A 25,300-nucleotide genomic window follows, 5' to 3' on the forward strand; every position below is an offset into this window, starting at 1 on the left:
TCAACATACCACGGTTCTTTCAGATTGAGGGAACCAGCTATCATGTCTGTGAATCCATTTACCATTTACAATCACCTGTACCAGTATAGCACAGACCTTTTCATCAACAAACTTTGGAGTTGAGCCATTTTACCCGGAAGTTGGTGGCGCTCCCTCCCCTTCTTCTGCTATACTGCTCTAAAAAGGAGGTCCTGCCATGACTGTTGGAGGGCGCATTGCGCAAAAGCGCAGGGAGCAGGGGCTTTCTCAGGAAGCCCTTGGCGACCATCTGGGCGTCTCCCGCCAATCTATTTACAAATGGGAGTCTGACGCCGCCCTGCCGGAAATTGAAAAACTGATCACTCTCAGCCGCCTGTTTTGCGTGTCCGTTGGGTGGCTGCTGGGCGTGGAGGAAGAAGTTCCCCCAAGCACCGCCCCGGAAGGTGCCGACGAGCTGACACAAATCCAGCTGAAAATGGTGGAGGAGATCGTCGAGCGATATCTTGCCGCCCAGCCCGCGCCGAAAAAGCGCCGGAAATGGCCCCTTGTGCTGGCGGGACTCGTGCTGTTTTTCGCGGTGTCCAACCTGTTTGAGGAATTTGACCTGCTGCGAATGCAAAACGAGACATTGCAAAACGAAATTTCCCGGGTGGAGCACAGCGTGGACCACCAAATCAGCGGCATTTCCGACCGGGTGGAAGCGGTACTCAAGGCGCAAAACAATCTCACCGCCGACTATGAAACATCCGTCACCGGCGCGAATTTGGCGCAGGATCAGGTGACCTTCTCCTTCCGCGCCATCCCAAAGGTCTTTGTGGCGGGGCTGCAGGCCAGTCTGGAAGTGGAAAGCGGCGGCGCAAGGGAGACCTTCGGGCCGTACGAAGCCGTGGACCAGACCTTTTCCGGAACGGTGACGACGCGCCTTGCGGACCAAATCTCTCTCTACATCGTTTTCCTTTCCCCGGACGGCACCCGACAAACCCAGCTGCTGGAGAGCTTTGAAGGGCTGCGCGCCGCCACGCTGCCGGAGGCGGAGGTGCTCAGTTACGGGCATCTGCTGGACCTGAAGGCGGATGAAACCGGCCGGGTGACGCTGCCGGAGCTTTTTCTCAGTGTCGGAAACGCCGCTTCCACCGCCGCCGTCAACGAGGCGCTGGGCCAAGCAGAGCTTGCCACGGTGCGGGTGGGCCTTTTTCAAAACCAGACCCTCCTGCGGTGGCTGGAGCCCTGCGCCCAGCCGGGGAGCATCCACGGGGACTTCCCCCCGGCTGAGCAATTTTTTCGACTGGCGCAAACCGACGTCACCCTCACCGGTACGGATTCCATCTGCTTTGCCGCCGTGGTGACGGACACGTATGGCCGGGACGCGGTCTATAACGACATTCCCTACATTTTGCAAGACGGTGCCCTCACCTGGCCGGACAGCTCGGCGTTGGACCGGGATGCGGCCCACTGGACCTTCTCCTAGCGCATAGAAAACGCCGCCTGATGCATAAGCATCGGGCGGCGTTTTGCGCTTATTTCAATTCGTCCAGCGTCAGGGAAAAGCTGTCCATGAAGGTACTCAAAAAATAATCCACCTCCGGCAGGCCGTAGCTCTCCAGCGCCCGCCGGGTCTGGACAGCGGCCTCCCGAAACTCCGTGTTTCCCGCCTTCAGCTCCTCCACGCACTTGATATAGGCGGAGAGCTTGTCCGCCGCCTTCACAAGACCGGCGATCTCGGCGTCCTGCATGGTGAGGATGGGGCGGTACACCTCTCGCAGTTCCTTTGGCAGCAGCTCCGTGAGCTTTCGCTCCGCCACCGCCTCCACCTCCTTGTAGGCGCTGCGAATGGCGGGGTTATCGTACTTGATGGGGGTGGGCATGTCGCCGGTGAGGATTTCCGACGCGTCGTGATACAGCGCCGCCACAGCTACTGCCCCGGGGTCCACCTGCCCGCCGAATTTTTCGTTGCGGATCACCGCCAGAGCGTGGGCCAATACCGCCGTCTGGTGGCTGTGCTCCTGCACGTTTTCCGGCGCCGTGTTGCGCATCAGCGACCAGCGCTGAATGAACCGCATGCGGGAAATATAGGCAAAAAAGTGGCTTTTCATATCAGTCCTCCAAAAGTTCTCCCAGCAGGAGATGTCCGTTGCTTCCCGTGATGCGGACGGACTTCACCACATTGTGAAGCCCCTCGCCCACCACCGCCACCTCCATGTAATTGGGGGCGTGACCCACAAAGCGGCCGCTTCGCGGCTGCTCGAAGAGCACGGCGCAAACCTCCCCCACGCAATCGGCAAGATACACCCGGTGCAGTGCGTCCGCCACCGCCGCCGCCCGGCGGGCACGGTCCTCCTTCACTGCCTTGGGGACCTGCTGCATCGCCGCGGCGGGCGTGCCGGGGCGGATGGAGTAGGGGAAAATGTGCATCTGGGCAAAGCCGCAGCGGAAAAGAAATTCCAGCGTCTGGGCAAACTCCTCCTCCGTCTCCTCCGGAAAGCCGGTGATGAGGTCCGTTGTGATGGCGGGATGGTGGAAAAACTCATTGAGCAGGTCCACCGAGCGCCCGTATCGGGCGGTATCGTACTTGCGGTTCATCCGACGGAGGGTAGCGTCGCACCCGCTTTGCAGGGACAGATGGAACTGGGGGCAGAGATTCGGAAGGGCGGCGGCGCGGCGGCAGAACTCCTCCGTAATCGTGCGGGGCTCCAGACTGCCCAGCCGGACCCGCAGACGCGGCGCGGCGGCGCAGACGGCCTCCAGCAAGTCGATGAGGGTCTCCTCCCCTGCAAGGTCCCGGCCCCAGGAGGAAATCTCGATGCCGGTGAGCACGATCTCCCGGTAGCCCTCCGCCTCCAGCGCGGCGGCCTGCGCCGCCGCCGTTTGAAGCGGGGCGGAGCGCACCGGCCCCCGGGCGTAGGGAATGATGCAGTAGGAGCAGAAATTGACGCAGCCGTCCTCCACCTTCAGCATGGCCCGGGTCCGCTCCGAAAGGCCCCCGGCGGGCAGCACCTCGAACGCCCGGCGCTCAAAGGGGCGGTCGATGGCCTCGATGCGGCGCTTTTCCGCGGCAGTTTGCTCCAGAAGGCTTACAAAGCCCTCCCGGTCGCCGGTCCCGGCGATCAAATCCACCTCCAGCGCCCGCACATCCTCCGCATGGGTCTGGGGATAGCAGCCGCACACGGCCACCACGGCGTGGGGGTGCTGTTTTTTCACCCGGTGGATGGTCTGGCGGGATTTCTGGTCGCTCACCGCCGTGACGGAACACGTATTCACCACGTAGGCGTCCGCCTCCGCCGTGAAGTCCACCACCTGATGGCCCCGGGCGCGAAGCGATTGCTCCATGGCCTGGGTCTCATATTGATTCACCTTGCATCCAAGGGTGTAAATTGCAACTTTCATGGTTTCTCCTTGCGCTTTTTGCAAATCCTCTATATAATAAACCGTATATGTTTGATTATACTTGGAATTTCTCCATTCAGCAAGACCCAACCAAAGGAGTTATCGATATGATTTATCTGGATCATGCCGCCACCACCCCGGTCCCCCGGGCGGTGGCGGACGCTATGTACGCCGTTTTGACGGAACAATTTGGAAACCCCAGCGCCCAGTACGCCATGGGGCTTCACATGAAAAATCAGGTTTCCGTGTGGCGCGAGACGGTGGCAAGGGCTTTGGACTGCCCGCCGGGGCAGCTCCATTTCACCTCCTGCGGCACGGAGGGCGACAACTGGGCGATTCAGGCCGCCCTGTGGCAAAACCGGCATTTGGGCCGCCACGTCGTCACCACGGCGGTAGAGCACAGCGCCGTGGGGCAGGCGTGCGCGTGGATGGAAAAGCAGGGCTGTGAGGTCAGCTATGTATCGCCGGAGGCAGACGGCGGGATTTCCGCAGAGAAGATTTTAAGCGCCGTCCGGCCGGACACGGCGCTTGTGAGCGTGATGCTGGTGAATAACGAGCTGGGCAGCGTCTACCCCGTCTCGGAGATTGCCCGTGGACTTCAGGAGAAAAACCCAAAAACGCTCCTCCACACCGACGCGGTGCAGGGCTTTTTGAAGGTAAACTGCTCCGCCCGGGCGCTGGGCGCGGATTTTGTCACCGTCTCGGCCCACAAAATCGGCGGGCCCAAGGGCATTGGCGCTTTGTATATCAGTCCCCGGGTGCGCAATCCCCGCCCCCTGCTGCCCGGTGGCGGGCAGGAGGGCGGTCTCCGCTCCGGCACGGAGGCCACCGCCCAGATCGCGGGCTTTGCCAAGGCCGTGGAGCTGCGCACGGAAAATCTTGCCCAAAAGCTCGCCCACATGGCGGCCATCAAGGCCTACGCCGTGGAGCAGCTCTGTGCCATTGACGATCTTACCATCATTGGCAGCGGCACTGCCCCCCACATTCTGGCGGTCTCTCTGGTGGGCTGGCCCAGCCAGAACATCGTCAACGACCTCTCCGAACAGGGGATCTGCATTTCCGCCGGTTCCGCCTGTCATCAGGGCAAGCCCAGTCACGTGGTGGCGGCATTAAAGCTGCCCAAGCGGACCGCCGGAGGCGTCATTCGCCTGAGCTTTGGCCCGGAGACCACCCAAGCGGACATCGACGCCTGCGCCGCCGCGCTGCGCCGCCATCACGACACGCGCCTGCCCATGCTGTAATCTTCAGGGGCTTTTTCGCGCAGGTCCCGGCACTCCCATTTTACACGAAAGACAACGAGGTTTTTTATGCTGCAAACGCTGCGCCGGGAGCCCGGCTTTTATAAACGGCTCTGGAAGCTCTCCCTGCCCATGATCCTGCAAAATCTCATCACCTTTTCTCTGGGCCTCATCGACACCTTCATGGTCAGTCAGCTGGGCAATCAGGAGATGGCCGCCGTCACCACCGCCAATGTGCCGGTGTTTTTGCTCATCAGCATCGTTTTCGGCGTGCAGAGCGGGCTGGGGATTCTGGCAAGCCAATACTGGGGCAAGGGAGACACCAAAAGCATCAGCCGCGCTCTGGGCGTGGCGTCCTTTTTGGGCACCGTCATCACGGTGGTGCTGGCGGTGGTGTTCTTTCTCTTTCCGGTTTCCGTGATGGACCTTCTTTCCAACAAACACGCTCTTTCCCTGCTGGGCGCGCCCTATCTGCGGGTAATCGGCTTTTCCTACGTGTTCAACATGCTCTCTTCCGCCTATGTGAGCGTGCAGCGCAGCGTGGAGAACGCCTCCTTCGGCATGAAGCTCTTCGGCTTTTCCACGCTTTTGAACACGGGGCTGAACTATCTTTTGATCTTCGGCCACGGCGGCTTTCCCGCCATGGGCGTTGGTGGTGCGGCCATTGCCACGCTCCTCGCCCGGGTGTGCGAGTTTTTGATCTGCGTGGTGTGCGCCCTTCGCAGCAAGACCGTCCCGCTGGACCTTGCCTGCTTTTTCCGCCCCGGCACGGACATGGCGCGCCGCTTTGTGAAATACGCCTCCCCCGTGGTCCTCAACGAGGCCGCCTGGGGCCTTGGCAACTCCCTGCTGACGGTGATTTTGGGCTACACGGAAAACTCCGTTGCAATGCTGGCCGCCAACGCCGTGATGGGAAATCTCAGCCGATTGTTTTTGGTGGTGTGCTTTGGCCTTGGCGCCGCCACGGCGGTGATCGTGGGCAAAGCCATCGGAGAGGGCAAGAGCCACGCGCAGGTGACGGACCTGAGCCGCGCACTGCTGCATTTCGGCGTTCTGGTGGGCGGCGGCGTGGCGATTGTCTCCCTTTTACTGGTGCCGCTGGTCTTTGTGCCGGTGATCTTCCCCCTGTTCAAGCTCTTCGGGGAATCCGCCGCCATTGCCACCGCGCTGGCTGTAACGGGCTTTGCCGCCATCCCGCTTCACGCCTACGCCATCTCCTCCGTCACTGGCGTTTTGCGCGCCGGCGGGGACGTGGCCTGGGGCACCGCGCTGGACCTTGGTCCCCAGTGGCTTTTGTGCCTGCCGCTGACGGCGCTGGCCGCGCTGGTTTTGAAAACCGGGTACTGGCCCATCTGCATCGCCATTCAGGTGGAATCGATCGTGAAGGTCCCCCTTTGCATGTGGCGCATCAACAAGGGCAAGTGGATCAACGACGTGACACGGGGGCATGACGCATGAGTCTTTTCCGCTGCCCCGTCTGCAAGGAGCCGCTTTGCCGGGAAGCGGGCGTCTACCGCTGCGCCGATGGGCACAGCTTCGACATCGCGAAGGAGGGCTACACCTACCTTCTGCCGCCCAACCAAAAGCACTCCGCCGCCCCGGGCGACGACAAGGGCATGGCCGCTGCCCGGCGGGAATTTCTCTCCAAAGGGTATTATGAACCGCTTTTGCATACGCTTTGTAGCTGTTTTTTGTCGCATTCCGGGGATTCCCCGGTGATTTTGGACACCGGCTGCGGCGAGGGGTACTATACCGCGGGCGTCTATCAGGCGCTTTGTGCCGCGGGAAAGGCGCCCCGGATGGCGGGCATCGACATCTCCAAGTCCATCCTGCGCTACGCCGCCCGGCGGGAGCGGGCCATCGAATTTGCCGTGGCCTCATCCTACCATCTGCCGCTTGCCGACGGCAGCGTGGACTTGCTGCTCAACTGCTTTTCCCCGCTGGCGCTGGAGGAGTTTCGCCGGGTCCTGCGCCCGGGCGGCACGTTCTTTTATGTGGTTCCGGCGGCGGATCACCTGTGGGAGCTCAAGCAGGTGCTTTACGAGAAGCCCTATCCCAACGAGGAGAAGGAGACGCCTTACGAGGGATTTACCTACGAGGCGGTGATTCCGGTGGAGGAAACCGTCACGCTGGCCACCCAGTCGGACATCCACGCCCTGTTCCAGATGACACCCTATTACTGGAAAACCCCCAAGGCAGGGGCGGAGCGCCTTTTGGCGCTGGACACGCTTAAGTGCCGCATCTCCTTCCGCATCCACGTTTTTCACAGGGATTGAAAAAAGCACACCCGCTTCCTTTGGAAAGTGGGTGTGCTTTTTGATTCTCTTTTCTCGCGCAGCGTTGGCTTCCAAGCCGGTCAGGGCTTCGGCGCGCCGTCCTCCGGGCCCTTGCCATGGCGGTGGAAGATGCCGGGCAGGTGCAGCTTCCGCCGGCGCACCACCCGCACCGTCACCGCGATCACCCCTGCCAGCACCAGCAGATACATCCAGCCATACGCGATGCCCACCGCGAGAGACTCCAGTCCGGAGACGAACGCCCGCCAGCCGTCTGTAAAGGAGGCCGCCATGCGGCTTGCAAAGCTGGTGGGAGCCTGGGGTACGTTGGAAAGCTGATATACTTCACTGAGGGAAATGTTCACCGTGGCGTAGTCCACCTGCGCGTCGTAATGCTGGAGGGTGCCGGAGAGGTCGTCGATGGCCTGCTCCGTCTCCGAGACGGCGGATTCGATGGTGATGATATCCTCCATCTTCTCTGCCCGCTTCAAAAGCTCCTGCAAGCGCTCCAGCTTGATCTGCTGTGTCTTGAGCCGTCCGGCGGTATCGTAATAGGCTTCACTCACGTCCTCCTGACTGGTGCTGCGCCAAATTTCGTGGCAAAGCGCCCCCGCCTGATTCAAAAAGTCCTCGTACCGCTCCGCCGGCACCCGGACCACATAGTTCGCCCAGCGGTAGTTGCTGCCCCGGTCGCCCACGCTGCCGGACTCATAGTAGCCGCCCAGCTGCTTCGTCAGATCCGAGAGGCCCTGCACGGCCTCGTCGAAGGCGGTGGTCTCCAGCTCCAGCTCCGCCCGGCGGATTAGCTTTTGCTCCCCGGCGCGGTCCGTCCCCGCCTGAGATTCCTCGTATGCAACGCCCCCGCCGTACTCCGCCCCATTGGGTTCGGCAGGCGCCTCCGCGGCGGCAGTGTCGCTGGTCATCATACTCATCCCAGACATGCTGCTTTTGCTGCCGCAGGCCGTCAATCCCAGCAGCATCAGCGCCGCCAGTCCCCCCGCAAGCCATTTCTTTTTCATCCTTCCAGCCTCCCTTTCTGTGGTTGTGTCGCGCCACTGCCCGGCTTTTGCTCTTTTAGACGGAGACGCTTTCAAATAGTTCCCTCTTTTTTCCACATTGAACGGGGAAAGCGTTTTACGTACCTTGCCTTTTTTTCCGGAGTGCGCTACAATGAAACAGACCCAATCCGCCATAAGCGGATCGAAATTTAACTTTTCGGAGGGAAACGATGATGACCTATCAGGAAATTCTGGAAAATGCCCGTACCTGTATGGGCCCCTATTGTAAATCTTGCCCGGTATGCAACGGCCTTGCCTGCCGCAACACGGTTCCCGGCCCCGGCGCCAAGGGGATCGGGACCGGCTTTATTCGCAACTATCAAAAGTGGCAGGAGCTGTGCGTCAACATGGACACCATCTGTGAAAACAAGATTGTGGACACCTCGTTCACGCTGTTTGGTCAGAAGGCGGCGCTGCCGGTGTTTGTCGCGCCTGTGGGCGCACTGACGCTGCACTACGGCGACAAGCTGAGCGATCTTCAATACAACGACATTCTGGTCCCCGCCTGCGCGGACGCCGGCATTGCCGCCTTCACCGGCGACGGCACCAATCCCGCCGTGATGGAGGGGGCCGTCGGGGCGCTGAAACGGTCCGGCGGCTGCGGCGTTCCCACCGTCAAGCCGTGGAACATGGAGGCTGTGCGGGAGAAGCTGGAGCTTGTGAAAACCGCCGATCCCTTTGCCATCGCCATGGATATCGACGCGGCGGGCCTGCCCTTCCTGAAAAACATGACGCCGCCCGCCGGCAGCAAAACCGTGGACGAGCTGCGCCAGATCGTGGAGTGGGCGGAAAAGCCCTTCCTGCTCAAGGGCATCATGACGGTGCAGGGCGCGAAAAAGGCGCTGGAAGCCGGGGCCAGCGGCATTGTGGTCTCCAACCACGGCGGCCGCGTGCTGGACCAGTGCCCCGCCACGGCGGATGTCCTGCCCGCCATTGTGGACGCCGTGGGCGGTCGGATGACCGTTCTGGTGGACGGCGGCATCCGCACCGGTATGGACGTTTTCAAGGCGCTGGCACTGGGAGCCGACGCGGTTTTGATCGGCCGTCCCTTCGTGAACATGGTTTACGGCGGCGGCGCGGAGGGCGTGAAGGTGCTGGTGGAAAAGCTGAAGAGCGAATTGGCCGACACCATGGCCATGTGCGGTGCCCACACGCTATCGGAGATCAAGCGCTCCATGCTCTACGGATTCTAAGTACATAGAAAAGATGTTTACAGGGCATCACCGCTTTCAAAAAGCGGTGATGCCCTTACTTGTTCTTATTCTCTAACCATCAGCCCTTTTCATTCCAAACATGGGCTAAAATATCCTTTAGCACCAGACAGGCATCCACATCGCTGTAACCGTAGTCCCGCTTTAGATCATTGAGCAGTTTTTTCAGTTCAACGGCATACTTGTTTATCGCTACTTCCTTTTGATAGGTGGATAAAATCGGATATTTTTTACTCCAAACCGTTGTCCAATTCACTCTTTTTTGTACTTCTTCGCTTGTGTTTTCAATGGCTTGCTCGATTCTTTTTAATTCCACATCAAATGCAACCAGTTCATCCAACGTGAGGTGATACAAAAGAGCAAGCTTTTGGGATTGGTGTATATCAGGAGCCGTTTCATCCGTTTCCCATTTTGAAATGGTTTGTCTGCTGACGCCTAATTTCTCGGCAACTTCTTCCTGCGAGAGTCCGCTCTTTTTTCTTGCGTTACATAAGCTGTTTCCCAAATTCATCAACACTACCCCCCTTGTAAAAAGTACAGAATCAGTATAGCAATCCATAAAGCGGGAGTCCATCCATTCGATTTAACATTTTCGCACGTTTTCTTTCCGCCCTCACCGCTCAAAATACGCACAGCGCGGAAAAGCACGTGCCGTCGTTTCCAAGGCCCTCCATGCGGTATTCCGCCCCCTCGCGCCGCCCCAGAAGCCGCAGCTGCTCTCCCAGCGTCGCTTCCTTGCTGTAATTGATATAGAACTCCCGGGGCGTCTGCTCTTGCAGCGCGTCGGGCAGCGCGTCCCACACGATGTCGCCGTATCTGCCGCTGTACAGATGCCCGTTTCCGTCCAGATCGGACCACCGGACGGGGCGAAAGCCCAGCTCCTCCGCCCCCTCTTGGGGCAGGAAAAGCTTTCGAGGCTCCGGGCAGTCGATTTCCTTGGGGCACACCGTCAGAGATTTTGCCGTGAAGGACGCGGGACGCAGGATTTTCCGGGTCTTAGGGTCCACCAGAATCCAATCGCTCTTTGCGCTCACGCACACGGCGCCGGTTTGATCGGCCATCTCAAACACCCGCTGCATATGGGCGCCCCGGGTCCCGTTTTCCCACGTCGTGATGTCCAGCACCTCCCCGGCGCAGGGACACCTGTGCATGCGCAGGGCAACGCGGGAGAGGAGAAAAATCTCCCCCAGCGTGTACAAATAGTCATGGGTCAGGCCCCGGGCGTCGTAGTCATATCCCGCATACGCCCCCACCTTGCTCAAAAGCGCCGCAACGCGCGCCCGCTGATTGCGGTCACAATCGGCAAACACCAGCTCCTCCTGCCGAAAATAGCTGTTTTCCGTCAAACACTGTTTAAAATCCTTCACGCTTTGATGCCCCTTCTGTGAGATTTACCAGATAGTATACCATATTTTCTCTTTTTTCACAAGGTGGGCCGGTGGACTTTTGCGCCCGCCGCCGACGCCCGGTCATTTACAAAGAAAAGGACTGGCCTAAGGCCAGCCCCCAGTCTGTCGATAACCCCTAAAATCCCAAAAAACGGGAAGGAAGATAGTTACGAAAGAAACCCAGGAAGGGTGTCTTTCGTTTTCAATCATAAGTTTTTGATACTTTTCACGGGTTTCAAAAACTTGCACAGCGTGTCGAAAAGACTTTTACGACATGCTGTGGACTGGCCTAAGGCCAGTCCCATTTTTATTTCCGCAAAAACACAATGCCCAGCGTGTTGCCGCCGCAGTGGCAAAAGATGGTGCAGCCCGCCTTGGTCTCCAGCACCTCTTCAAACCCGCCCTCCGCTTGGAGAGTCTCCCGGGCGATGGCGGCGAGTGAATCGTCGGCGCAGCTGTCCACCAGAATGCAGCGCCTGCGGTCAATGTCCGTCCGGTCGGTCAGCCGCTCCCGCAGATAGTCCACGGCCACCTTCTCCATGGAGCCGCGGAATTTCCTTGTCACGGACATCTTGGCGTCAATAACCTCCACGCAGGGGTGCAGCTTAAGAAGATTCGCGCCCAAGGCCGTCACGGTGGAGCATCTCCCGCCCTTTTTCATGTAGTCCAGCCGGTCCAGCACGAAGCTCATCTCCACTTTGGCAGCCGTCTGTTCCACCAGATCCAGGATTTCACTCACGGATTTCCCGCTCTCCGCCGCCTCCGCCGCAGTCAGCACCAGCAGCCCGTGCCCCACGGAGAGGTTGCCGGTATCCACCACGTAGACTCCCGGGACCTCCTGGGCGGCAAGCCGTGCGTTTTGATGGCAGCTGGAAAAGCCCATCCCGATATTCAGATGGATCACCGCGTCGCAAACTTGCATTTCGGCGCGAAACAGCGTTTCGTAGTCCGCAATGTTGACGGCGTTGGTGGTGGTGATGTCGCCGCCGGCATCCACATGGGCGGCGATGTCCGCGGGATGGATGTCCACACCGTCGCGATAGAGCTTCCCCGCCTTGACGATGCCGAGGGGGATCACCGTGATATGGTGCTGCTTTAGCAGCCACGCGGGCAAGTCGCAGGTACTGTCCGTGGTAATATGAATCATGCAGGTTCTCCTTCCGTTATGGGACCAAAGCCGTCTCCGCCGGTTATTTCAGCGCGGCTTTTTCTGCAAGGGCATCGTGCCGGTTCCATCTTCTCCCAATGGGTATGGAATCCGCCTTCCTTTTCCATCTGCCGTCAACGGCGGTGAGAAAAAGGGTGAAAAGACGCATCCTTGCTTTTTCGGCTATTGTACCATAGCTCTTCTCAAAATTCCAGTCCTCAGCGAGGGAATCCTCCAATTTTCAAAAAGCGCATCATATCCTCCACGGTGGAGCACAGGTCGCGCCGGGCGCGCAGCCGGGAAAGCTCATAGGGCAGCGCCACCCGGTTGATGGAAAAAACAGCCGTCACACCCAGATCGTAAACCGCCTCCGCGCCCTCTCCCACATCGCCCACCACGGCCACCACGGGTACGCCCCCCGCCCGCCGGGCCACGCCGGAGATCACCTTGCCCCGAAGGCTCTGGCCATCCAGCTTTCCCTCCCCGGTCAAAATCAGATCCGCGCCCGATGCCACCTCCGCAAAGCGGACGGTATCCAGCACCGTTTCGATGCCGGGACGGAGCGTACTGCGGAAAAAGGCCGCCATGCCCGCGCCCATGCCGCCTGCCGCGCCCGCGCCGGGCAGCGTCTCCACCTCCGTGCCAAGGTCCCGGCGCACAATGGACGCCAAATGGGCAAGGCCCCCGTCCAGCCGCCGCACCATGGCCGCGTCCGCCCCCTTCTGGGGACCAAACACCGCCGCCGCGCCCGCCGCGCCGCAAAGCGGGTTATCGATATCGCACATGGTGACGATGGGAAGGTCCCGCACCGCCGGGTCCATTGAGGCGATATCCACGGCGGAAATATCCCCCAGCGTCCCGCCCACGGGAACGAAGGGGTTTCCCGCCCTGTCCAGAAACCGGACGCCGCACGCCGCCGCCGCGCCGCAGCCGCCATCGTTGGTGGCGCTGCCGCCAAGGCACATCACCGCCCGCTTTGCGCCGTGGTGCGCCGCGTGGCGCAGCAGCTCTCCCACGCCGAAGGTGGTGGTCCGCTCCGGGTCCTTTTGTCCAAGCACCTGGGGAAGCCCCGCCGCCGCCGCCATCTCCACCACCGCCGTCCCGTCGGGCAGCAGGGCGTAAAAGCTCTCCAACGCCGCGCCCTCCGGCCCGGTGACCCGCAGGGAAACGCGCGCGCCGCCAAGGGCCGTCAAAAATGCTTCCGCGCTGCCCTCGCCGCCGTCCGCCACCGGCAGGGAAATCACCTCCGCCGCCGGAAACACGGCGTGAATCCCTTCCGCCATGGCATCGCAAACCTGCGCCGAGGACATGGTGCCCTTAAAGGAATCCGGGACCAAAACCACCTTTTTCATAGAACCCCTCCCCACAAAAAAATACACTCTGTGGTCAGTGTACCACAGAGCGTATCGCTTTTACAACCGCAGAATTTTGGCTTCCAGCGCGGCGGCGGACGCCGCCTCATGAGTCACCAGTATCACTATCTTCCCCGCGCTGCGGCGGCGGATGCTCTCCATGGCGCGGGAGCGGTTTTCCCCATCCAGCCCGGTAAACGGTTCGTCCAGCGCCAGCGCGTCGGAGGGGGCCAGCAACGCCCGGCAAAGCGCCAGACGGCGCTTCATGCCGCCGGAGTACGCCCGGACCGGTTTCCCGCCTGCGTCGCCAAGGCCCAGCTCCTTCAACATTTGACGGGCCTGCGATTCCTCCAGCGCCGCGCCCAGCACAAAGCGCAGATTGCCCAGCGCGTCCAGGTGCTCCAAAAGACGGTCCTCCTGAAAAACAGCCGCCCAGCGCAGTCCCTCCGGCACGATCACCCGCCCGCTGTCCGGCGTCTCGAGGCCCAGCAAAAGGCGCAGCAGCGTTGTTTTCCCACTTCCCGAGGGCGCCATCACGCAGGTGACGCCGCGCTCCACCGTGAAGGAGAGGTGATCCAGCACGGTTTTTCCGCCATAGGCCTTGCAAAGGTTCTCTACGCGCACTTCCATCATCTGCCCGCCTTTCCCGCAAGCGTATCCACCGCCCGCAAAAACAGCTTCTCAAACACCACGGACACCGCCACAATGACAGCGGTCCACGCGAAGAGGTCTGGCGTTTGGAAATACACCTTGGCGGTGTACAGCCGCTCGCCGATGGTTCCGGCGGGCAGGCCGATGACCTCCGCCGCCGCGCCGGCCTTCCAGCAAAGGCCCAGCGACAGCGACACGGCGGAGCGGAAATAAGGCAGCACCGCGGGCAGCCAAATACCCCGCAGTCGCCGCCAGAGGGGCACGTGAAAGACCGCCGCCATCTCCAGAAGGCTCCGGTCCGCCCCGTCGATCCCCGAGAGCACGTTGAGGTAAACCGGGGGGAATACCATCAGGGCGGAAATGAACAGCGGCAGCGTATGGCTGTCAAGCCACACCAGCGCCAAAATGACGAAGGACACCACCGGCACCGCCTTGACCGCCGCCACCAGCGGATAGAGTAGCTCCCGGACGGCGGGCAGCCGGGCAGCCGCAGCCGCCAGCACCACCGCCAGTGCGCAGGAGAGCAGAAAGCCGCCGAAAATATGCGCCGTGGAATTACCCACCGCCTGCCAGAAGGCGGCGGTGCCCGCCAGCTCAAAAAGCCGGCTTAGCGCCGAGAGCGGGGACGGCAGCAGCAGCCCTCCGTGGGGGAGCGCGGCACGAAACGCCATGCTCGCCCCCTGCCACACCAGCAGCCACACGCCCACCGCCCAAGGCCGCAGGGCGTTTTTTTTACGCGCCGTAGTAGAAGTCGTCGCCGGGCAGCTTGCCGCCCACGGATTCCGCCGCTGCGTCATAAAGCACCTCCAGATAGCCCGACAGCTTCTCCTTCATCTCGCTGCCGGTAATGCAGACAATATTGCACGCAGGCAGTGCCTTTTCCGCCACGGCGGCGTCCACAATGCCCATCTCGCCAATCTTCACGGCGGCGTCGGCAGTGTTTGCGTTCACCCAGTCCACGGAGGCGGCGTAATCCTGCAAAAGCGTCTCCACCGCGGCGGGATGCGTTTCCACAAAGTCCTTCCGGGCCACCACCACGCCGGTGAGCAGGGCGGAGCCATTTTCCAGCGCGTCCCACTCTTTGGTAAGGTCCAGCGCCACCCGCAGATTTTCGATCTTCCCCTGTGCCACGGTGACAAAGGGCTGGGGCAGCAGGGCGATGGTCGCGGCCCCGGACGCCAGCGCCGCCACGCACTCGCTGTGCTCGCTCTTCCAGTCGATGATCACGTCCGTGTCCGGGTCCAGACCGTTTTGCTTAAGCAGATACTGCAGGGCGTACTCCGGCGTGGACCCCTTGCCGGACGCCGCGATGGTGGTGCCCCTCAGGTCCTTTATGGACTGCACGGCGTTGCCGTTTTCCACGATATAAAGGACGCCCAGCGTGTTGATGCCAATGGTCACGATCTGCCCCTCGGTCTTGTTGTAGAGCACGGAGGCGAGGTTTGCCGGCAAGCAGGCCACGTCCAGTTCGCCCTTGATGAGTGCCGGGGTCAGCTCGTCGGCGCTGGCGGCAATGTGCAGATCATAGCGCTCTGCCCCAGCCTCGCTCTCTTCCAGATTCACAAGGCCCATGGCGGTGGGACCCTTCAATGCCCCGATGCGGACGGTGACGTCCTCCTCCACCGGCGGGGCAGGTGTTTCCGCCTGTTTTCCGCAGGCGGTCAGCGACAGTATCAGCGCCGCGCTCAGGCACAGCGCAAGGCCTTTTTTCCATAGATTCATATTGCAGTTCCTCTCTTTCACTCTCTGAGGGCGTCCTCCGGCGCGTACACGGTTTTCGCCGTGATGCCCGGCAGACGTCCGATTTTTCCGGACAGCGCGGAGATGGCATCCCCCGGCGCGTCCATGGCAACACTGATGATATTCACGCCCCGCTCCCGATACGGCACACCCATTCGGCCGATGATGTACCTGCCGTATTGGTGCAGCAGGTCGTTCAGCGCGGCGACAGAGTCGTCCCTACGCACAATGATGGCCAGCACGGCCACCCGCGTCTCCATACAGTTTTCCCCCTTTCTCAGCGAAAAAATAACATCCCCTCTGCCGTTTCGCAGAGGGGATGGATGCACCAAATGCCGCACGGAAGTCCGTGCCGCGTTTTCCCCGTCTTTCGGTTTGGAGCTTTCCTCACCGGCAGAACGACATATGAAGGCAGCGGGTCCTCCGGTCAGAAGCACTTTCCGGGGACGAGGCAAGTATACTCTGCTTTTTCTCTCCCGTCAAGAAGGCGGGGATGGCGCTTTCCTCAGCACCGGCCGAAGGTGTGGGTGAGGTCCCGCATCTGCCTTGCCAGCGCCGGCGAGGTCGCCCCCGGTTCCATTCGCCACCGCCAGTTGCCGTTTGCAACGCCGGGCACATTGATCCGCGCCGCCGTGCCAAGGCCCAGATAATCCTGCATCTGGGCCACAAACAGCTCCGCCACGCTGCCACTGCCGCAGCGCAAAAGTGCCTGCGCCACGTCGCGAGCGTCGTCCCCCACGCCCAGATACGCCCGCGCGTAGGCCTGCTCCGCCTCGGTAGCTCCGGTATACCAGCCCACGGCGGTATCGTTGTCGTGGGTGCCGGTATAGCACACGCAATGTGGCCCATAGTTATGGGGAAGATAGGCGTTATCCGGTCCCGAGAAGGCGAACTCCAGCACCTTCATCCCCGGCAGGAGCGCAGCGCGGCGCAGTGCGTGCACCGCGTCGGTCAGCAGGCCCAAATCCTCGGCAATATAGGTGATTTGCGGAAACCATGCGGTGAGTACGCTCAAAAGGTCCATGCCCGGACCCTTTTCCCACGTGCCCTCCTTGGCGCTTTTGGCCCGGGCCGGAATCGCCCAGTAGCTTTCAAATGCCCGGAAGTGGTCCAGCCGGACGGCGTCGAACAGGCAGGAAACACCCTCCACTCGCCGAATCCACCAGCCAAAGCCGTCCCGTTTCTGGGCGGGCCAGTCGTAGAGCGGATTGCCCCACAGCTGCCCCTCCTCAGAAAAGTAGTCCGGCGGCACGCCCGCCACTGCGGCGGGTTTCCCGTCCCCGTCCAGCAGGAACTGCCCCCGCTCGCTCCACACGTCCGCAGAGTCCAGCGACACGTAGATGGGCAGGTCTCCGATGATCTTTACGCCCCGCTCGTTGGCATGGCGCTTCAAGGCGGCCCACTGGTCAAAAAAGCAGCATTGGACCCAGCTGTGAAAGGCAATTTCGCACTTGAGCTCCTCTCGCCAGCGCTCCACCGCGGCGCTCTCATGTCCCCGCAGCGCCAGATCCGGCCAGTCGTACCAGGGCGCGCCGCCAAAGTGGTCCTTCGCCGACTGGTAGAGGGCGTATTCCCGCAGCCACGGCGTCTTGCTTTCAAAAGCGCGGACCCTTTCCGCCTCCCTTTCATCGATCTGCGCAAAGGCCTTGCGCAGCAGTGCGCCGTGGCTCTTTTCCACCGCCGGGTAATCCAAAAGTCCGCCCTGCGGCATCCGGGATGCAGCAAGGTCCGCCACCGAGAGCAGTCCCCGCTCCGCCAGCGATTCCAGATCGACAAAAAGCGGATTCCCGGCGAAGGTCGACGCGCTGGTATAGGGGGAGTTTCCCGCCCCCGCCGGACCCACCGGCAAAACCTGCCACCAGCGCTGGCCCGCGTCGGACAGGAACTTTACGAATGCCCGGGCCTCCGCGCCCAGAGACCCGATGCCGTAAGGCGACGGCAATGAAAAAATCGGCAGCAAAATACCGGCGGAACGTTCCATAGCACACCCCAGCCCTTCTTCCAGTTTCCTTCTATTGTAGGTGCCCAAGGCGCAGGTGTCAAGTTACGTCCGCGTCTGCCCGCTTTGGCGGAAGGCTTTTCGACAAAGTTTTTCCCCCTCTTCACAAATTTCGGAAAAAAGCGTATACTACATACATCTTAAAGGAAATCAGGTGTTACGATGAGCAGCTTTTTCAAGCGCGTAAAAGCGGACGCGCTGATCTCCTCCACACTGTATGCGCTTTTGGGGCTGGTGCTGCTGCTTTGGCCCGCTCCCTCCACCCGCCTTTTGTGCACGGCGCTGGGATTGGTGCTGTTAGCGTGCGGTCTGGGGGACCTTTTTGTCTTTCTGCGTCAGCGGGACGGAAGTCTCTATGCCGCGGGACATTTGATTCTGGGTGTGATTTTGGCGGCGGTGGGCATTTGGCTGATGGCCCGTCCCACGCTGATCGCCGTCATCATCCCCCGCATCATCGGCGTTTTGATCTGCATCCACGGCGCGGGGAACCTTTCCGACGCCAATGCCCTGCGCAAGGCCGGGTCCGCCCGCCACCGAACGGCGCTGATTCTGGCGTTGGTGTCTCTGGCGCTGGGCGCCGTGCTGATTTTTGATCCTTTCGACGCCTTCACCACGGTGGTCCGGCTCATCGGTGCGTTTTTGATTTATGACGGCGTCAGCGACCTCTGGATCACGACGCAGGTGAGTCGGGCGGTCAGGCAGGCGGAGCAGTTCACCGACGCGGAGAAAAACGCGGTGGATGTGGAATTTCGAGACACGGAGGAATAAGGCGGCGGAGCGCATCCGCGGTTGGAACACCACAAACCATGAAACAGTATTTTTTGAATCAGGACACCGGCGAGCTGGGCCCCTCCCCTGCCGGAGACGGTGGGGACTGCGAGATCCGCTTGCTCAGTCTGGAATCCTTTTGCGCGCTGGAGGAGGTTTTGCCCTACAAGCGAAACCTCCTGCGCAGCATGTCCCCGGTGGTCTGCTGTAAAATCGAGACCCTGCGAGAGAGTATGCAGGGCACGATGAAGGTCCCGGCGGAAACCGCCGAGAAAAGCGAGCCCATCTCCTTCGGTTTTTACATGCAGCCCCGACGCCTCTTTCTGGTCGGTCCGGAAGGGCGGCTTTCGGAGCTTTTGGAAAAGCTCTGCCGCACCGCCTATGGCAGCTGCACCTTACAGCAGTTTTTGCTGCGCCTTTTCGACACGCTGATTGCCGACGATGTGGAGCAATTGCTTGCGGTGGAAGCGCAGCTTTCGGGGATGGAGGATGCTTTGCTGCAAAAAAGCCAAAGCCTCTTTTTGGAGACCTTCCTTGACTACCGCAAGCGTCTGGCCGCCCTGCACGGCTATTATGAGCAGCTGACCGGCATGGGAGAGAGCATGCAAGCCAATCTCAGTCGGCTTCTCACGGAGCCGGAGCGGACGGCGTGGCATCTTTTTTCCAACCGCACCCAGTGGCTGCACGCGCAGGTAGAGGCCCTGCGGGAATATCTCACGCAGCTGCGGATGCTCTATCAGTCCCAGCTGGAGGCGCAGCAAAACCGCATCATCACGCTGCTCACCGTGGTGACCACAATTTTTATGCCCCTGACACTCATCGTGGGCTGGTACGGCATGAATTTTGGCGGCATGTTCGCGCTGCACTGGCAATATGGCTATCTGTCTGTGATCGCGGTGAGTTTGCTGATCGTGGTGATCGAGATTCTCTATTTTAAACACAAAAAGTTGTTGTAAACAAGAGACCCCCATCCGCTTGGATGGGGGTCTCGCTTTTTATTTGGATTCTTTCAGCACTTCCAGCAAAAATGCCCAGACCCGCTGCACGGAGGAGATGCTCATTTTCTCCCGGGGCGTATGGATCTCGGTGAGGTCCGGTCCGATGGACACGCAGTCCAGCCCCGGCAGCTTGCCGCAGAGGATGCCGCACTCCACGCCGGCGTGAATGACCTCGATTTTCGGCTCACGGCCGTACTGGGCGCGGAAGATATCCGTCATCCGCGCACGCAAAACGGAATCCCGGCGGTATTCCCAAGCGGGATAATCCCCGGAGATCTCCACCCGGCCGCCCAGCTGTTCCGTCAGGCAGCGCAGACGGTCGTGGAGCATTTCCTTTTGCGTGGAGACGGCGCTGCGCACGCAGAAGGTGGCGGAAAGCGCCTCGGGTCCGCTTTCCAAAACGCCCAGATTCAAGGACGTCTGCACCAGGTCCGGCACGTCCTGACTGTACGCCTGCACGCCGTTTGGCGCACAGGTCAAAAGGCACAGCGCACGCTGGGTAGAAGCCGCGCAAAGGGGCGTCTCCCCGGCGTCGGAAGCTTCCACCATCACCGTAAGGCCCGGGTCCGTCAGGGCATATTCCCGCCGGAGCGTCTCCGCCATGGCTTTAGCGGCTTCCTTCGCCGCCTTGGCGTCCGCCACCGCCACCACCGCCTCCGCCGCGGTGGGAATGGCATTGTCCTTCAAGCCGCCCGCGGCACGCGCAAGGCGCAGCTGCGTCTTGGCGGCGATGGCCCGCAAAAGGCGGCCCAGCAGCATGTCCGCATTGGCGCGGCCCTTATTTATCTCCGTGCCGGAGTGTCCGCCGGTGAGGCCGCCGATGCGCACCGCGAGCCGCGCGCCGTCAAAGGCTTCCCGCACAAGGGGCAACGTGCAGCGGACCATGCTGCCTCCGGCGCAGCCCACCGTGAACACGCCCTCCTCCTCGGAGTCCAGATTCACCATCTGCCGCCCTTGCAGGGGCGAAGCGTCCAGCGCGGTGGCTCCCAGCATCCCGATCTCTTCCTCCGTGGTCAGCACCACCTCCAGCCGGGGATGGGGCAGTGCGTCGTCGTCCAGCACCGCCAGCGCCATGGCGACGGCAATGCCGTCGTCCCCGCCCAGCGTGGTACCCACGGCACACACACTGTCGCCCTCCACTGAAAGGTCCAGTCCCTCCCGGTCCATATCCTTGGGACATCCCGGCTCCTTTTCGCACACCATATCCAGATGTCCCTGCAAAATCAGGGCCGGGGCGTTTTCATACCCCGGGGACGCCGCCTTGATGATCATGACGTTGTTCGCGCTATCCTGCCAATACGCGAGGCCCCGCTCCCGGGCAAAGTCCACGCACCAGTCACTGATGGTCTTCGTGTTGCGGGAGCCGTGAGGGATGGCGCAAAGCTGCTCAAAAAAGTGGAACACGCCGCCCGGTTCCAGATGCTCCAAAGCTGCCATGAAATTTTTCCCCTTTCAATGTTCTTCCGGCGCGGTTTGCACCGCCGCGCCGCCCAAACCGAAATCCTCCGCCGCGCTGGCGGTGTCCCGCCGGAGCATGGTCTCCATCACCCGGATATCGCTGTCCACATCCAGGACCTCCGCCTGATAAAGCTCGTCCAGCTGGTGCTCGAAGCCCTTGACGATGGCGTCCATCGTGGCCTCGATTCGGCTTTTGGCCTGCCGCAGATTCTCACCCTCCACGCCGGCAGACTCGAATTCCACATAGGAGTCCAGCAGCTTTTGCGTGGTGGGCAGGTAGTAGTTCAAAAAGGTGTCGATCCGCCCCCGCTTGTTGGGGTCCTCCTCCACCGCCTTAAAAATGCGGGCGGTGATCTCCTCCAGACGGTCGATCTTGGCGGAGAGCGCCGGGTCTGCGATACGGTCGTTTGCCCGGCGGATATTGCGCAGAATGCCGGAATACCCCGTCTCCGTCTCCTCCGGGGCCTCCGGGGCCTCTGGGGCCTCCTCCTGCTGCCGGCGCTTTACCTCTTCATAGGCTTTGTCGCTGCGGAAGAAGCGGCCCAGCTCCACATTTAAAAAAGCTCTGCCGCCAAAGTACCCCTTGTCGATCATCTTCTGAAGGTCTTTTTCCACCCGCTGAGGCGAATACCCCAGCGTCCGAGCCAGCTCCTCCACGGACATGGCCCCCCGGTCCCCCAGCACCGCCAAATACTTGGCGAAGCGCCGCAGGCCCCGGTCCATGGACATGCCGCTGCAAAGCATGGCGCCGCCGCCCACCATCAGCGCCAGCGCCGTGATGAGGTCCTCCAGCCAGAAGGAGATGTCATTTGGCGAGGCAAGCATAGCGGAAAACGGGTCGCCCACTGCCAGGATGCCCATGGCCGCCACCGCAGCGCCCACCACTTTCAGCCAGCCTGCGGTGGATTTTTTCGCCACCGGGGACTTTGTCACGGACCCCACCGCTGCCCGCGCCCGGTTTGACCGCTCCGGGGCGGGTGCCGCGCCTGCCTTGGCTGTGTTCTTTTTCCGGTCGTTTCCAAACAGCTTGGAAAAAAGCAGAAACAGTCCCACGGGCCAAAATACCCATAGCATGAAGATGATAAAGACCCAGGAGCCCCAGTCGGTATTCTGTTTCTGCCGCTCCGCCATGGCTTACTCCCCCTTCTTTTTGAGCTTTTTTCGATTTCCCTTCTCGTCCACCAGATAGGTATTGTCCAGCTGGCCCTGCAAACTGCCCAGCACGGAGTCCACATACTCCCGCCGCAGCGCGGCGCGCTCCATGGTCTCCGCCTCCGTCAATCCCTCGGGACTTTTGGCCTTTCTGGCCAGCTCGTTGATCCGGTCGATCCGCTTTTGTTCCATGCGCTCCTCCTTAAGGGATGTCCGGGCACTCCCGCTCGAACACCAAATCCAATGTCTCGATGAATCCGCCGGCCCGCTGCGTCCGCGGAATGCTGCCCGCATACCGCCAACCCTCGCCGGCCATCTTTTGAATGATCTCCCGGTGGTCTATGGTCTCCAGACCAATGCCGCCGAAAAGGCTGTATCCGCCGCCTCCGGTGCAATCCACCGTTTCAAACGCGTACTCCAGCATGGCTCTCTCCTTACAGATACCGCTTCACGACGATGGACGTGCGTCCCTTTTTTGTGACGCCGCCCACCTCCGCCAGCTGAAATTTTCCAAGTCCCCGGGCGGAGACGGTGTCCCCCGCCGCGAGCAGCTTGTCCGGTTTGCTGCAATCCCGCCAGTTCACCTGCACCCTTCCGCCGGTGATAAGGTCCGCCGCCTTGCCCCGGGCCGTTTTGAAGCCCGTGGCGGCCACGGCGTCCAGCCGCAGAGAGGACACGGTGTCCCGCACCTCCTCGCACTTTGTCTCCGGTATGTGAATTTCGTCCGGAGAAAGGGACGTGAGCGTCAGCTTTGCCCGGCCTGCGCCGCTCCAGCTTTGCAGCAGAAATTCCGCCACGGTGTCCAGCACAATGAGGTCCGCGCTCTCGCTTCCCACCAAAATGTCCCCCACCTTCTCCCGGACAATGCCCATACCCATGAGACTGCCCAGAAAATCCCGGTGGGTCAGGGCGTACTCCGCCCGGAAGGCTGCCCGCAGAAGGCGGATGGGGCTTTGGGACGGGGCGTCCTCCGCCTCCAGCCAGTCCGGCAAAAAGAGGAACAGCTTTCGCTCCGCGCCCTCGTACCCCCCAAGGAGCACATAGTCCGTTTCCGCGATCCCCGCCAGACGCAAAAGGTCCACGCCCTGCATCTGCTGACTGGGACTGAGAAAATCCGTGGCGACGGGGATGCCGCGGCTGCGGGCGTGCTCCGCGCGGTCCAAGACTCCCGCCAGCAGCATCCGCTCCTCCCCGGCAAGGCCCATGCGGTCCAGCAGCTTCGTCTTATCCATGGCGCAGCTCCTGTGTGCGCACCAGGGCGGCATAGGCCCCGTTTCGCGCCATCAGCTCTTCGTGGCTGCCCAGCTCCGCAATGCGCCCCTCCTCCACCACGGCGATGCGGTCGGCATTGCGCACGGTGGAAAGGCGGTGGGCGATGATGAGGGTGGTGCGGCCACGGGAGAGCTTTTCAAAGGTCTTTTGCAGCTTTGCCTCCGTCACGCTGTCCAGTGCGGAGGTGGCCTCGTCCAAAATCAGGATGGGCGGGTCCTTCAAAAAGATGCGGGCAATGGAGATGCGCTGCTTTTGTCCGCCGGAGAGCAGAGCCCCCCGCTCTCCCACATAGGTTTCAAAGCCGTCGGGCATGGCCGCGATATCCTCGTAAATTTCCGCCTGCTTTGCCGCGCGCGCCACCTCTTCCTCCGTGGCGCCGGGTCTGCCGTAGCGGATATTTTCCAGAATGCTGGCGGCAAACAAAAACACGTCCTGCTGCACAACGCCCACGTTCTGGCGCAGGGATTCCTGCGTCACGGAGCGGATGTCGGCCCCGTCGATCCGGACGGCGCCCTCCGTCACGTCGTAAAACCGGGGGATGAGCTGGCACAGCGTGGACTTGCCGCCGCCGGAGGGGCCCACGATGGCCACCGTTTCTCCCGAGCGGATGTGGAGGTCCACATCGCGGAGCACCGCCAGATCGTCCTGATAGGCAAAGCCCACATGGTCCACGTCGATGCGCCCGGAAACGTTTGAAAGGATCTTGGCGTCGGGGGCATCCTGCATGGCGGGCTCCTCCCGCATCAGCTGGACGAAGCGGCCAAGGCCCGCGGTGCCGTTGGCAAACAGCTCCGCAAAGGTGGAGAGCTTGCGCACGGGATTGACGAACGTTGTAATGTAGAGGCTGAAGGTGATGAGGTCCACCGTGTTCATTTTCCCCTCCATAATGAGGATGCCGCCGGCCGCGATCACCGCCACGGAAAGAATGCACAGGAAAAACTCCATCACGGCGTTGAAGCGGCCCATGGCCTTGTGGAACTGGCGCTTGGAGGTCTTATAGCCGTCGTTGGAGGTCTCGAACTTGCGCAGCTCCGCTTCCTCGTTGGCAAAGGCCTTGGCGGTGCGGATGCCGGAAAGGCCGGATTCGATGTCCGCGTTGATGAGGGCCGTCCGCTGCTTCACCCGGGCGGACGCCTCGCTCATATCCCGGCGGCACACCCCAACCACCCAAAAAAAGACCGGCAGGATGATGGCGATCACCAGCGCCAGCTGCCACTGGATGGTGAACATGATGGCAAGCGCCCCCACGATGGTGACGCCGGAGATGAAGATGTCCTCCGGTCCGTGGTGGGCCAGCTCCGTGATGTCAAAAAGGTCGGCGGTGAGGCGGCTCATCAATGTGCCGGTGCGGTTGCGGTCAAAATAATCGAAGGACAGCTCCTGCATGTGGCGAAACAGGTCCCGGCGGATGTCCGCCTCCACCAGAATGCCGAAGGTATGGCCCCAGTAGCAAATGACATAGGTCAGCGCCGCGCGCAGCGCGAAGGCCGCCAGCACCACCCCCATCACGGCAAAAAAGGTTTGGTAGGCGCTTCTTGGCAGCAGCTCGTACATGCACCACCGGGAAACATAGGGAAACGCCAGATCGATGAGCGAGATCAAAAGCGCGCAGAAAAGGTCCAGCAGAAACAACCGCCGATGCGGCTTAAAATAGGAGAGAAATATCTGAAGCGTTGATTTTTTCTGAAAGTCTCGGGTCGTCATAGCCGTACTCCTTGTGTGATATCAATACAGAGAATAGCATACCACGTTTTTTGAAAAAACGCAACGCAGCCGCCTGCGGGACTTCTCTATATTCTCGTTAAAACGGGCCGGACGCCCACGAAAAGCCCCCTGTTACCCAAACGGTAACAGGGGGCAATTGCGCCGTGGGACTCAGTCCGCCACCGGCCCTCTTTTAAAGTTCCTTGTCCAAAACGGCGGTAAAGGCTTCTTCGGGCATTACGCCCACCTTCCGGTCAAATTCCTGCCCGTTTTTCAAAAACACCACGGTAGGAATGCTCATCACGCCGAATCGCCGGGCAAGGTCCGGCTCTTCATCCACATTCACCTTGCCTACCAGCGCCTTGCCCGCATACTGCTCCGCGATGGCTTCCACCACCGGAGCGAGCATTTTGCACGGACCGCACCAGTCAGCCCAAAAATCCACCATGGAAAGAGTCGCCGCCTCTACTTCCTGATCGAATTCCGCTGTCTTAAAATGTTTGATTGCCATATTCCATACTTCCTTCC

27 protein-coding genes are annotated in these 25,300 nt (G+C 61.2%); 7 read left to right on the forward strand and 20 right to left on the reverse strand.

What is annotated here, in order from left to right:
- Nucleotides 1–196: 196 nt before the first annotated feature.
- A complete protein-coding gene (locus tag PHI30_RS04820; protein ID WP_300024607.1) occupies nt 197–1,447 on the forward strand; it encodes a helix-turn-helix domain-containing protein in 1,251 nt (416 codons plus the stop codon).
- A gap of 49 nt (nt 1,448–1,496) precedes the next feature.
- On the opposite strand, the gene yfbR is transcribed toward PHI30_RS04820, so the two are convergent.
- Together yfbR and mtaB are read right to left on the reverse strand one after the other, a co-directional pair.
- Nucleotides 1,497–2,072: a 5'-deoxynucleotidase gene (yfbR, locus tag PHI30_RS04825; RefSeq protein WP_300024609.1), complete on the reverse strand. Its 576-nt coding sequence runs from the start codon at nt 2,070–2,072 to the stop codon at nt 1,497–1,499.
- Nucleotide 2,073: 1 nt separating this feature from the next.
- On the reverse strand, nt 2,074–3,363 hold the full coding sequence (gene mtaB, locus PHI30_RS04830; protein ID WP_300024612.1) for a tRNA (N(6)-L-threonylcarbamoyladenosine(37)-C(2))-methylthiotransferase MtaB: 1,290 nt from the start codon (nt 3,361–3,363) through the stop codon (nt 2,074–2,076).
- A gap of 107 nt (nt 3,364–3,470) precedes the next feature.
- On the opposite strand from mtaB, the gene PHI30_RS04835 reads away from it, so the two are divergent.
- The 3 genes from PHI30_RS04835 to PHI30_RS04845 all read left to right on the forward strand — a co-directional run bounded on the left by PHI30_RS04835 (nt 3,471) and on the right by PHI30_RS04845 (nt 6,877).
- Nucleotides 3,471–4,604, forward strand: coding sequence for a cysteine desulfurase family protein (locus PHI30_RS04835; RefSeq protein WP_300024614.1), 1,134 nt, complete (start codon nt 3,471–3,473; stop codon nt 4,602–4,604).
- Between the two features lie 66 nt (nt 4,605–4,670).
- On the forward strand, nt 4,671–6,059 hold the full coding sequence (locus PHI30_RS04840) for an MATE family efflux transporter (RefSeq protein WP_300024617.1): 1,389 nt from the start codon (nt 4,671–4,673) through the stop codon (nt 6,057–6,059).
- Complete coding sequence (locus tag PHI30_RS04845) at nt 6,056–6,877, forward strand: putative RNA methyltransferase (protein WP_300024620.1); 822 nt, start codon at nt 6,056–6,058, stop codon at nt 6,875–6,877. The genes PHI30_RS04840 and PHI30_RS04845 overlap by 4 nt, the downstream gene beginning before the upstream one ends.
- Before the next feature lie 80 nt (nt 6,878–6,957).
- On the opposite strand, the gene PHI30_RS04850 is transcribed toward PHI30_RS04845, so the two are convergent.
- On the reverse strand, nt 6,958–7,893 hold the full coding sequence (locus PHI30_RS04850; RefSeq protein WP_300024622.1) for a DUF4349 domain-containing protein: 936 nt from the start codon (nt 7,891–7,893) through the stop codon (nt 6,958–6,960).
- A gap of 212 nt (nt 7,894–8,105) precedes the next feature.
- Between PHI30_RS04850 and PHI30_RS04855 the strand changes: the two genes are divergently transcribed.
- Complete coding sequence (locus PHI30_RS04855; protein ID WP_300024818.1) at nt 8,106–9,125, forward strand: alpha-hydroxy-acid oxidizing protein; 1,020 nt, start codon at nt 8,106–8,108, stop codon at nt 9,123–9,125.
- A gap of 79 nt (nt 9,126–9,204) precedes the next feature.
- Here the strand turns inward: PHI30_RS04855 and PHI30_RS04860 are convergent, their stop codons facing one another.
- The 10 genes from PHI30_RS04860 to malQ form a co-directional block, all read right to left on the reverse strand.
- Nucleotides 9,205–9,654 (reverse strand): helix-turn-helix transcriptional regulator, encoded by a 450-nt coding sequence (locus PHI30_RS04860; RefSeq protein WP_300024625.1) that lies wholly within the window; start codon nt 9,652–9,654, stop codon nt 9,205–9,207.
- Between the two features lie 109 nt (nt 9,655–9,763).
- Entirely contained in the window at nt 9,764–10,510 is a 747-nt protein-coding gene (locus PHI30_RS04865; protein WP_300024627.1) for an acyl-ACP thioesterase domain-containing protein, read from the reverse strand.
- 328 nt (nt 10,511–10,838) lie between these two features.
- On the reverse strand, nt 10,839–11,678 hold the full coding sequence (locus tag PHI30_RS04870) for a DegV family protein (RefSeq protein WP_300024629.1): 840 nt from the start codon (nt 11,676–11,678) through the stop codon (nt 10,839–10,841).
- Nucleotides 11,679–11,721: 43 nt separating this feature from the next.
- Nucleotides 11,722–11,916 carry a hypothetical protein gene (locus PHI30_RS04875; RefSeq protein ID WP_300024630.1) on the reverse strand — a complete coding sequence of 65 codons (195 nt, stop codon included), beginning with the start codon at nt 11,914–11,916 and terminating at the stop codon, nt 11,722–11,724.
- On the reverse strand, nt 11,897–13,030 hold the full coding sequence (locus PHI30_RS04880; RefSeq protein WP_300024632.1) for a glycerate kinase: 1,134 nt from the start codon (nt 13,028–13,030) through the stop codon (nt 11,897–11,899). The genes PHI30_RS04875 and PHI30_RS04880 overlap by 20 nt, the downstream gene beginning before the upstream one ends.
- Before the next feature lie 60 nt (nt 13,031–13,090).
- The gene (locus PHI30_RS04885; RefSeq protein ID WP_300024635.1) at nt 13,091–13,660 is read right to left on the reverse strand and encodes an ATP-binding cassette domain-containing protein; all 570 of its coding nucleotides are present in this window, start codon (nt 13,658–13,660) and stop codon (nt 13,091–13,093) included.
- Nucleotides 13,660–14,352 carry an ABC transporter permease gene (locus PHI30_RS04890; protein WP_367186335.1) on the reverse strand — a complete coding sequence of 231 codons (693 nt, stop codon included), beginning with the start codon at nt 14,350–14,352 and terminating at the stop codon, nt 13,660–13,662. The genes PHI30_RS04885 and PHI30_RS04890 overlap by 1 nt, the downstream gene beginning before the upstream one ends.
- A gap of 61 nt (nt 14,353–14,413) precedes the next feature.
- Nucleotides 14,414–15,403 carry an ABC transporter substrate-binding protein gene (locus PHI30_RS04895; RefSeq protein ID WP_300024641.1) on the reverse strand — a complete coding sequence of 330 codons (990 nt, stop codon included), beginning with the start codon at nt 15,401–15,403 and terminating at the stop codon, nt 14,414–14,416.
- 17 nt (nt 15,404–15,420) lie between these two features.
- The gene (locus PHI30_RS04900) at nt 15,421–15,681 is read right to left on the reverse strand and encodes a TM1266 family iron-only hydrogenase system putative regulator (RefSeq protein WP_300024644.1); all 261 of its coding nucleotides are present in this window, start codon (nt 15,679–15,681) and stop codon (nt 15,421–15,423) included.
- A 245-nt stretch (nt 15,682–15,926) separates the two neighbouring features.
- A complete protein-coding gene (gene malQ, locus PHI30_RS04905; RefSeq protein ID WP_300024647.1) occupies nt 15,927–17,402 on the reverse strand; it encodes a 4-alpha-glucanotransferase in 1,476 nt (491 codons plus the stop codon).
- Nucleotides 17,403–17,582: 180 nt separating this feature from the next.
- Here malQ and PHI30_RS04910 point away from each other — a divergent pair, with 180 nt between their 5' ends.
- Together PHI30_RS04910 and PHI30_RS04915 are read left to right on the forward strand one after the other, a co-directional pair.
- Nucleotides 17,583–18,188: an HdeD family acid-resistance protein gene (locus PHI30_RS04910; protein WP_300024649.1), complete on the forward strand. Its 606-nt coding sequence runs from the start codon at nt 17,583–17,585 to the stop codon at nt 18,186–18,188.
- Between the two features lie 38 nt (nt 18,189–18,226).
- Nucleotides 18,227–19,144 (forward strand): CorA family divalent cation transporter, encoded by a 918-nt coding sequence (locus tag PHI30_RS04915; RefSeq protein ID WP_300024651.1) that lies wholly within the window; start codon nt 18,227–18,229, stop codon nt 19,142–19,144.
- 39 nt (nt 19,145–19,183) lie between these two features.
- Here PHI30_RS04915 and PHI30_RS04920 read toward each other — a convergent pair whose 3' ends face one another.
- From PHI30_RS04920 to trxA, 7 genes are all read right to left on the reverse strand, one after another.
- Nucleotides 19,184–20,623, reverse strand: a complete 1,440-nt coding sequence (locus PHI30_RS04920; protein ID WP_300024654.1) for an aminoacyl-histidine dipeptidase — start codon at nt 20,621–20,623, stop codon at nt 19,184–19,186.
- A 15-nt stretch (nt 20,624–20,638) separates the two neighbouring features.
- Nucleotides 20,639–21,775, reverse strand: a complete 1,137-nt coding sequence (locus tag PHI30_RS04925) for a 5-bromo-4-chloroindolyl phosphate hydrolysis family protein (protein ID WP_300024657.1) — start codon at nt 21,773–21,775, stop codon at nt 20,639–20,641.
- Nucleotides 21,776–21,778: 3 nt separating this feature from the next.
- Nucleotides 21,779–21,988 (reverse strand): DUF896 domain-containing protein, encoded by a 210-nt coding sequence (locus PHI30_RS04930; RefSeq protein WP_300024660.1) that lies wholly within the window; start codon nt 21,986–21,988, stop codon nt 21,779–21,781.
- Between the two features lie 10 nt (nt 21,989–21,998).
- Entirely contained in the window at nt 21,999–22,220 is a 222-nt protein-coding gene (locus PHI30_RS04935) for a DUF4177 domain-containing protein (RefSeq protein WP_300024663.1), read from the reverse strand.
- Nucleotides 22,221–22,230: 10 nt separating this feature from the next.
- On the reverse strand, nt 22,231–23,028 hold the full coding sequence (locus tag PHI30_RS04940; protein WP_300024665.1) for a YlmH/Sll1252 family protein: 798 nt from the start codon (nt 23,026–23,028) through the stop codon (nt 22,231–22,233).
- On the reverse strand, nt 23,021–24,772 hold the full coding sequence (locus PHI30_RS04945; protein ID WP_300024668.1) for an ABC transporter ATP-binding protein: 1,752 nt from the start codon (nt 24,770–24,772) through the stop codon (nt 23,021–23,023). The genes PHI30_RS04940 and PHI30_RS04945 overlap by 8 nt, the downstream gene beginning before the upstream one ends.
- Before the next feature lie 193 nt (nt 24,773–24,965).
- Nucleotides 24,966–25,283, reverse strand: a complete 318-nt coding sequence (trxA, locus tag PHI30_RS04950; protein ID WP_300024671.1) for a thioredoxin — start codon at nt 25,281–25,283, stop codon at nt 24,966–24,968.
- Between the last annotated feature and the right edge of the window lie 17 nt (nt 25,284–25,300).

The sequence above is a fragment of the Oscillibacter sp. genome (genome assembly GCF_028693505.1).
Taxonomy (GTDB): domain Bacteria; phylum Bacillota; class Clostridia; order Oscillospirales; family Oscillospiraceae; genus Oscillibacter.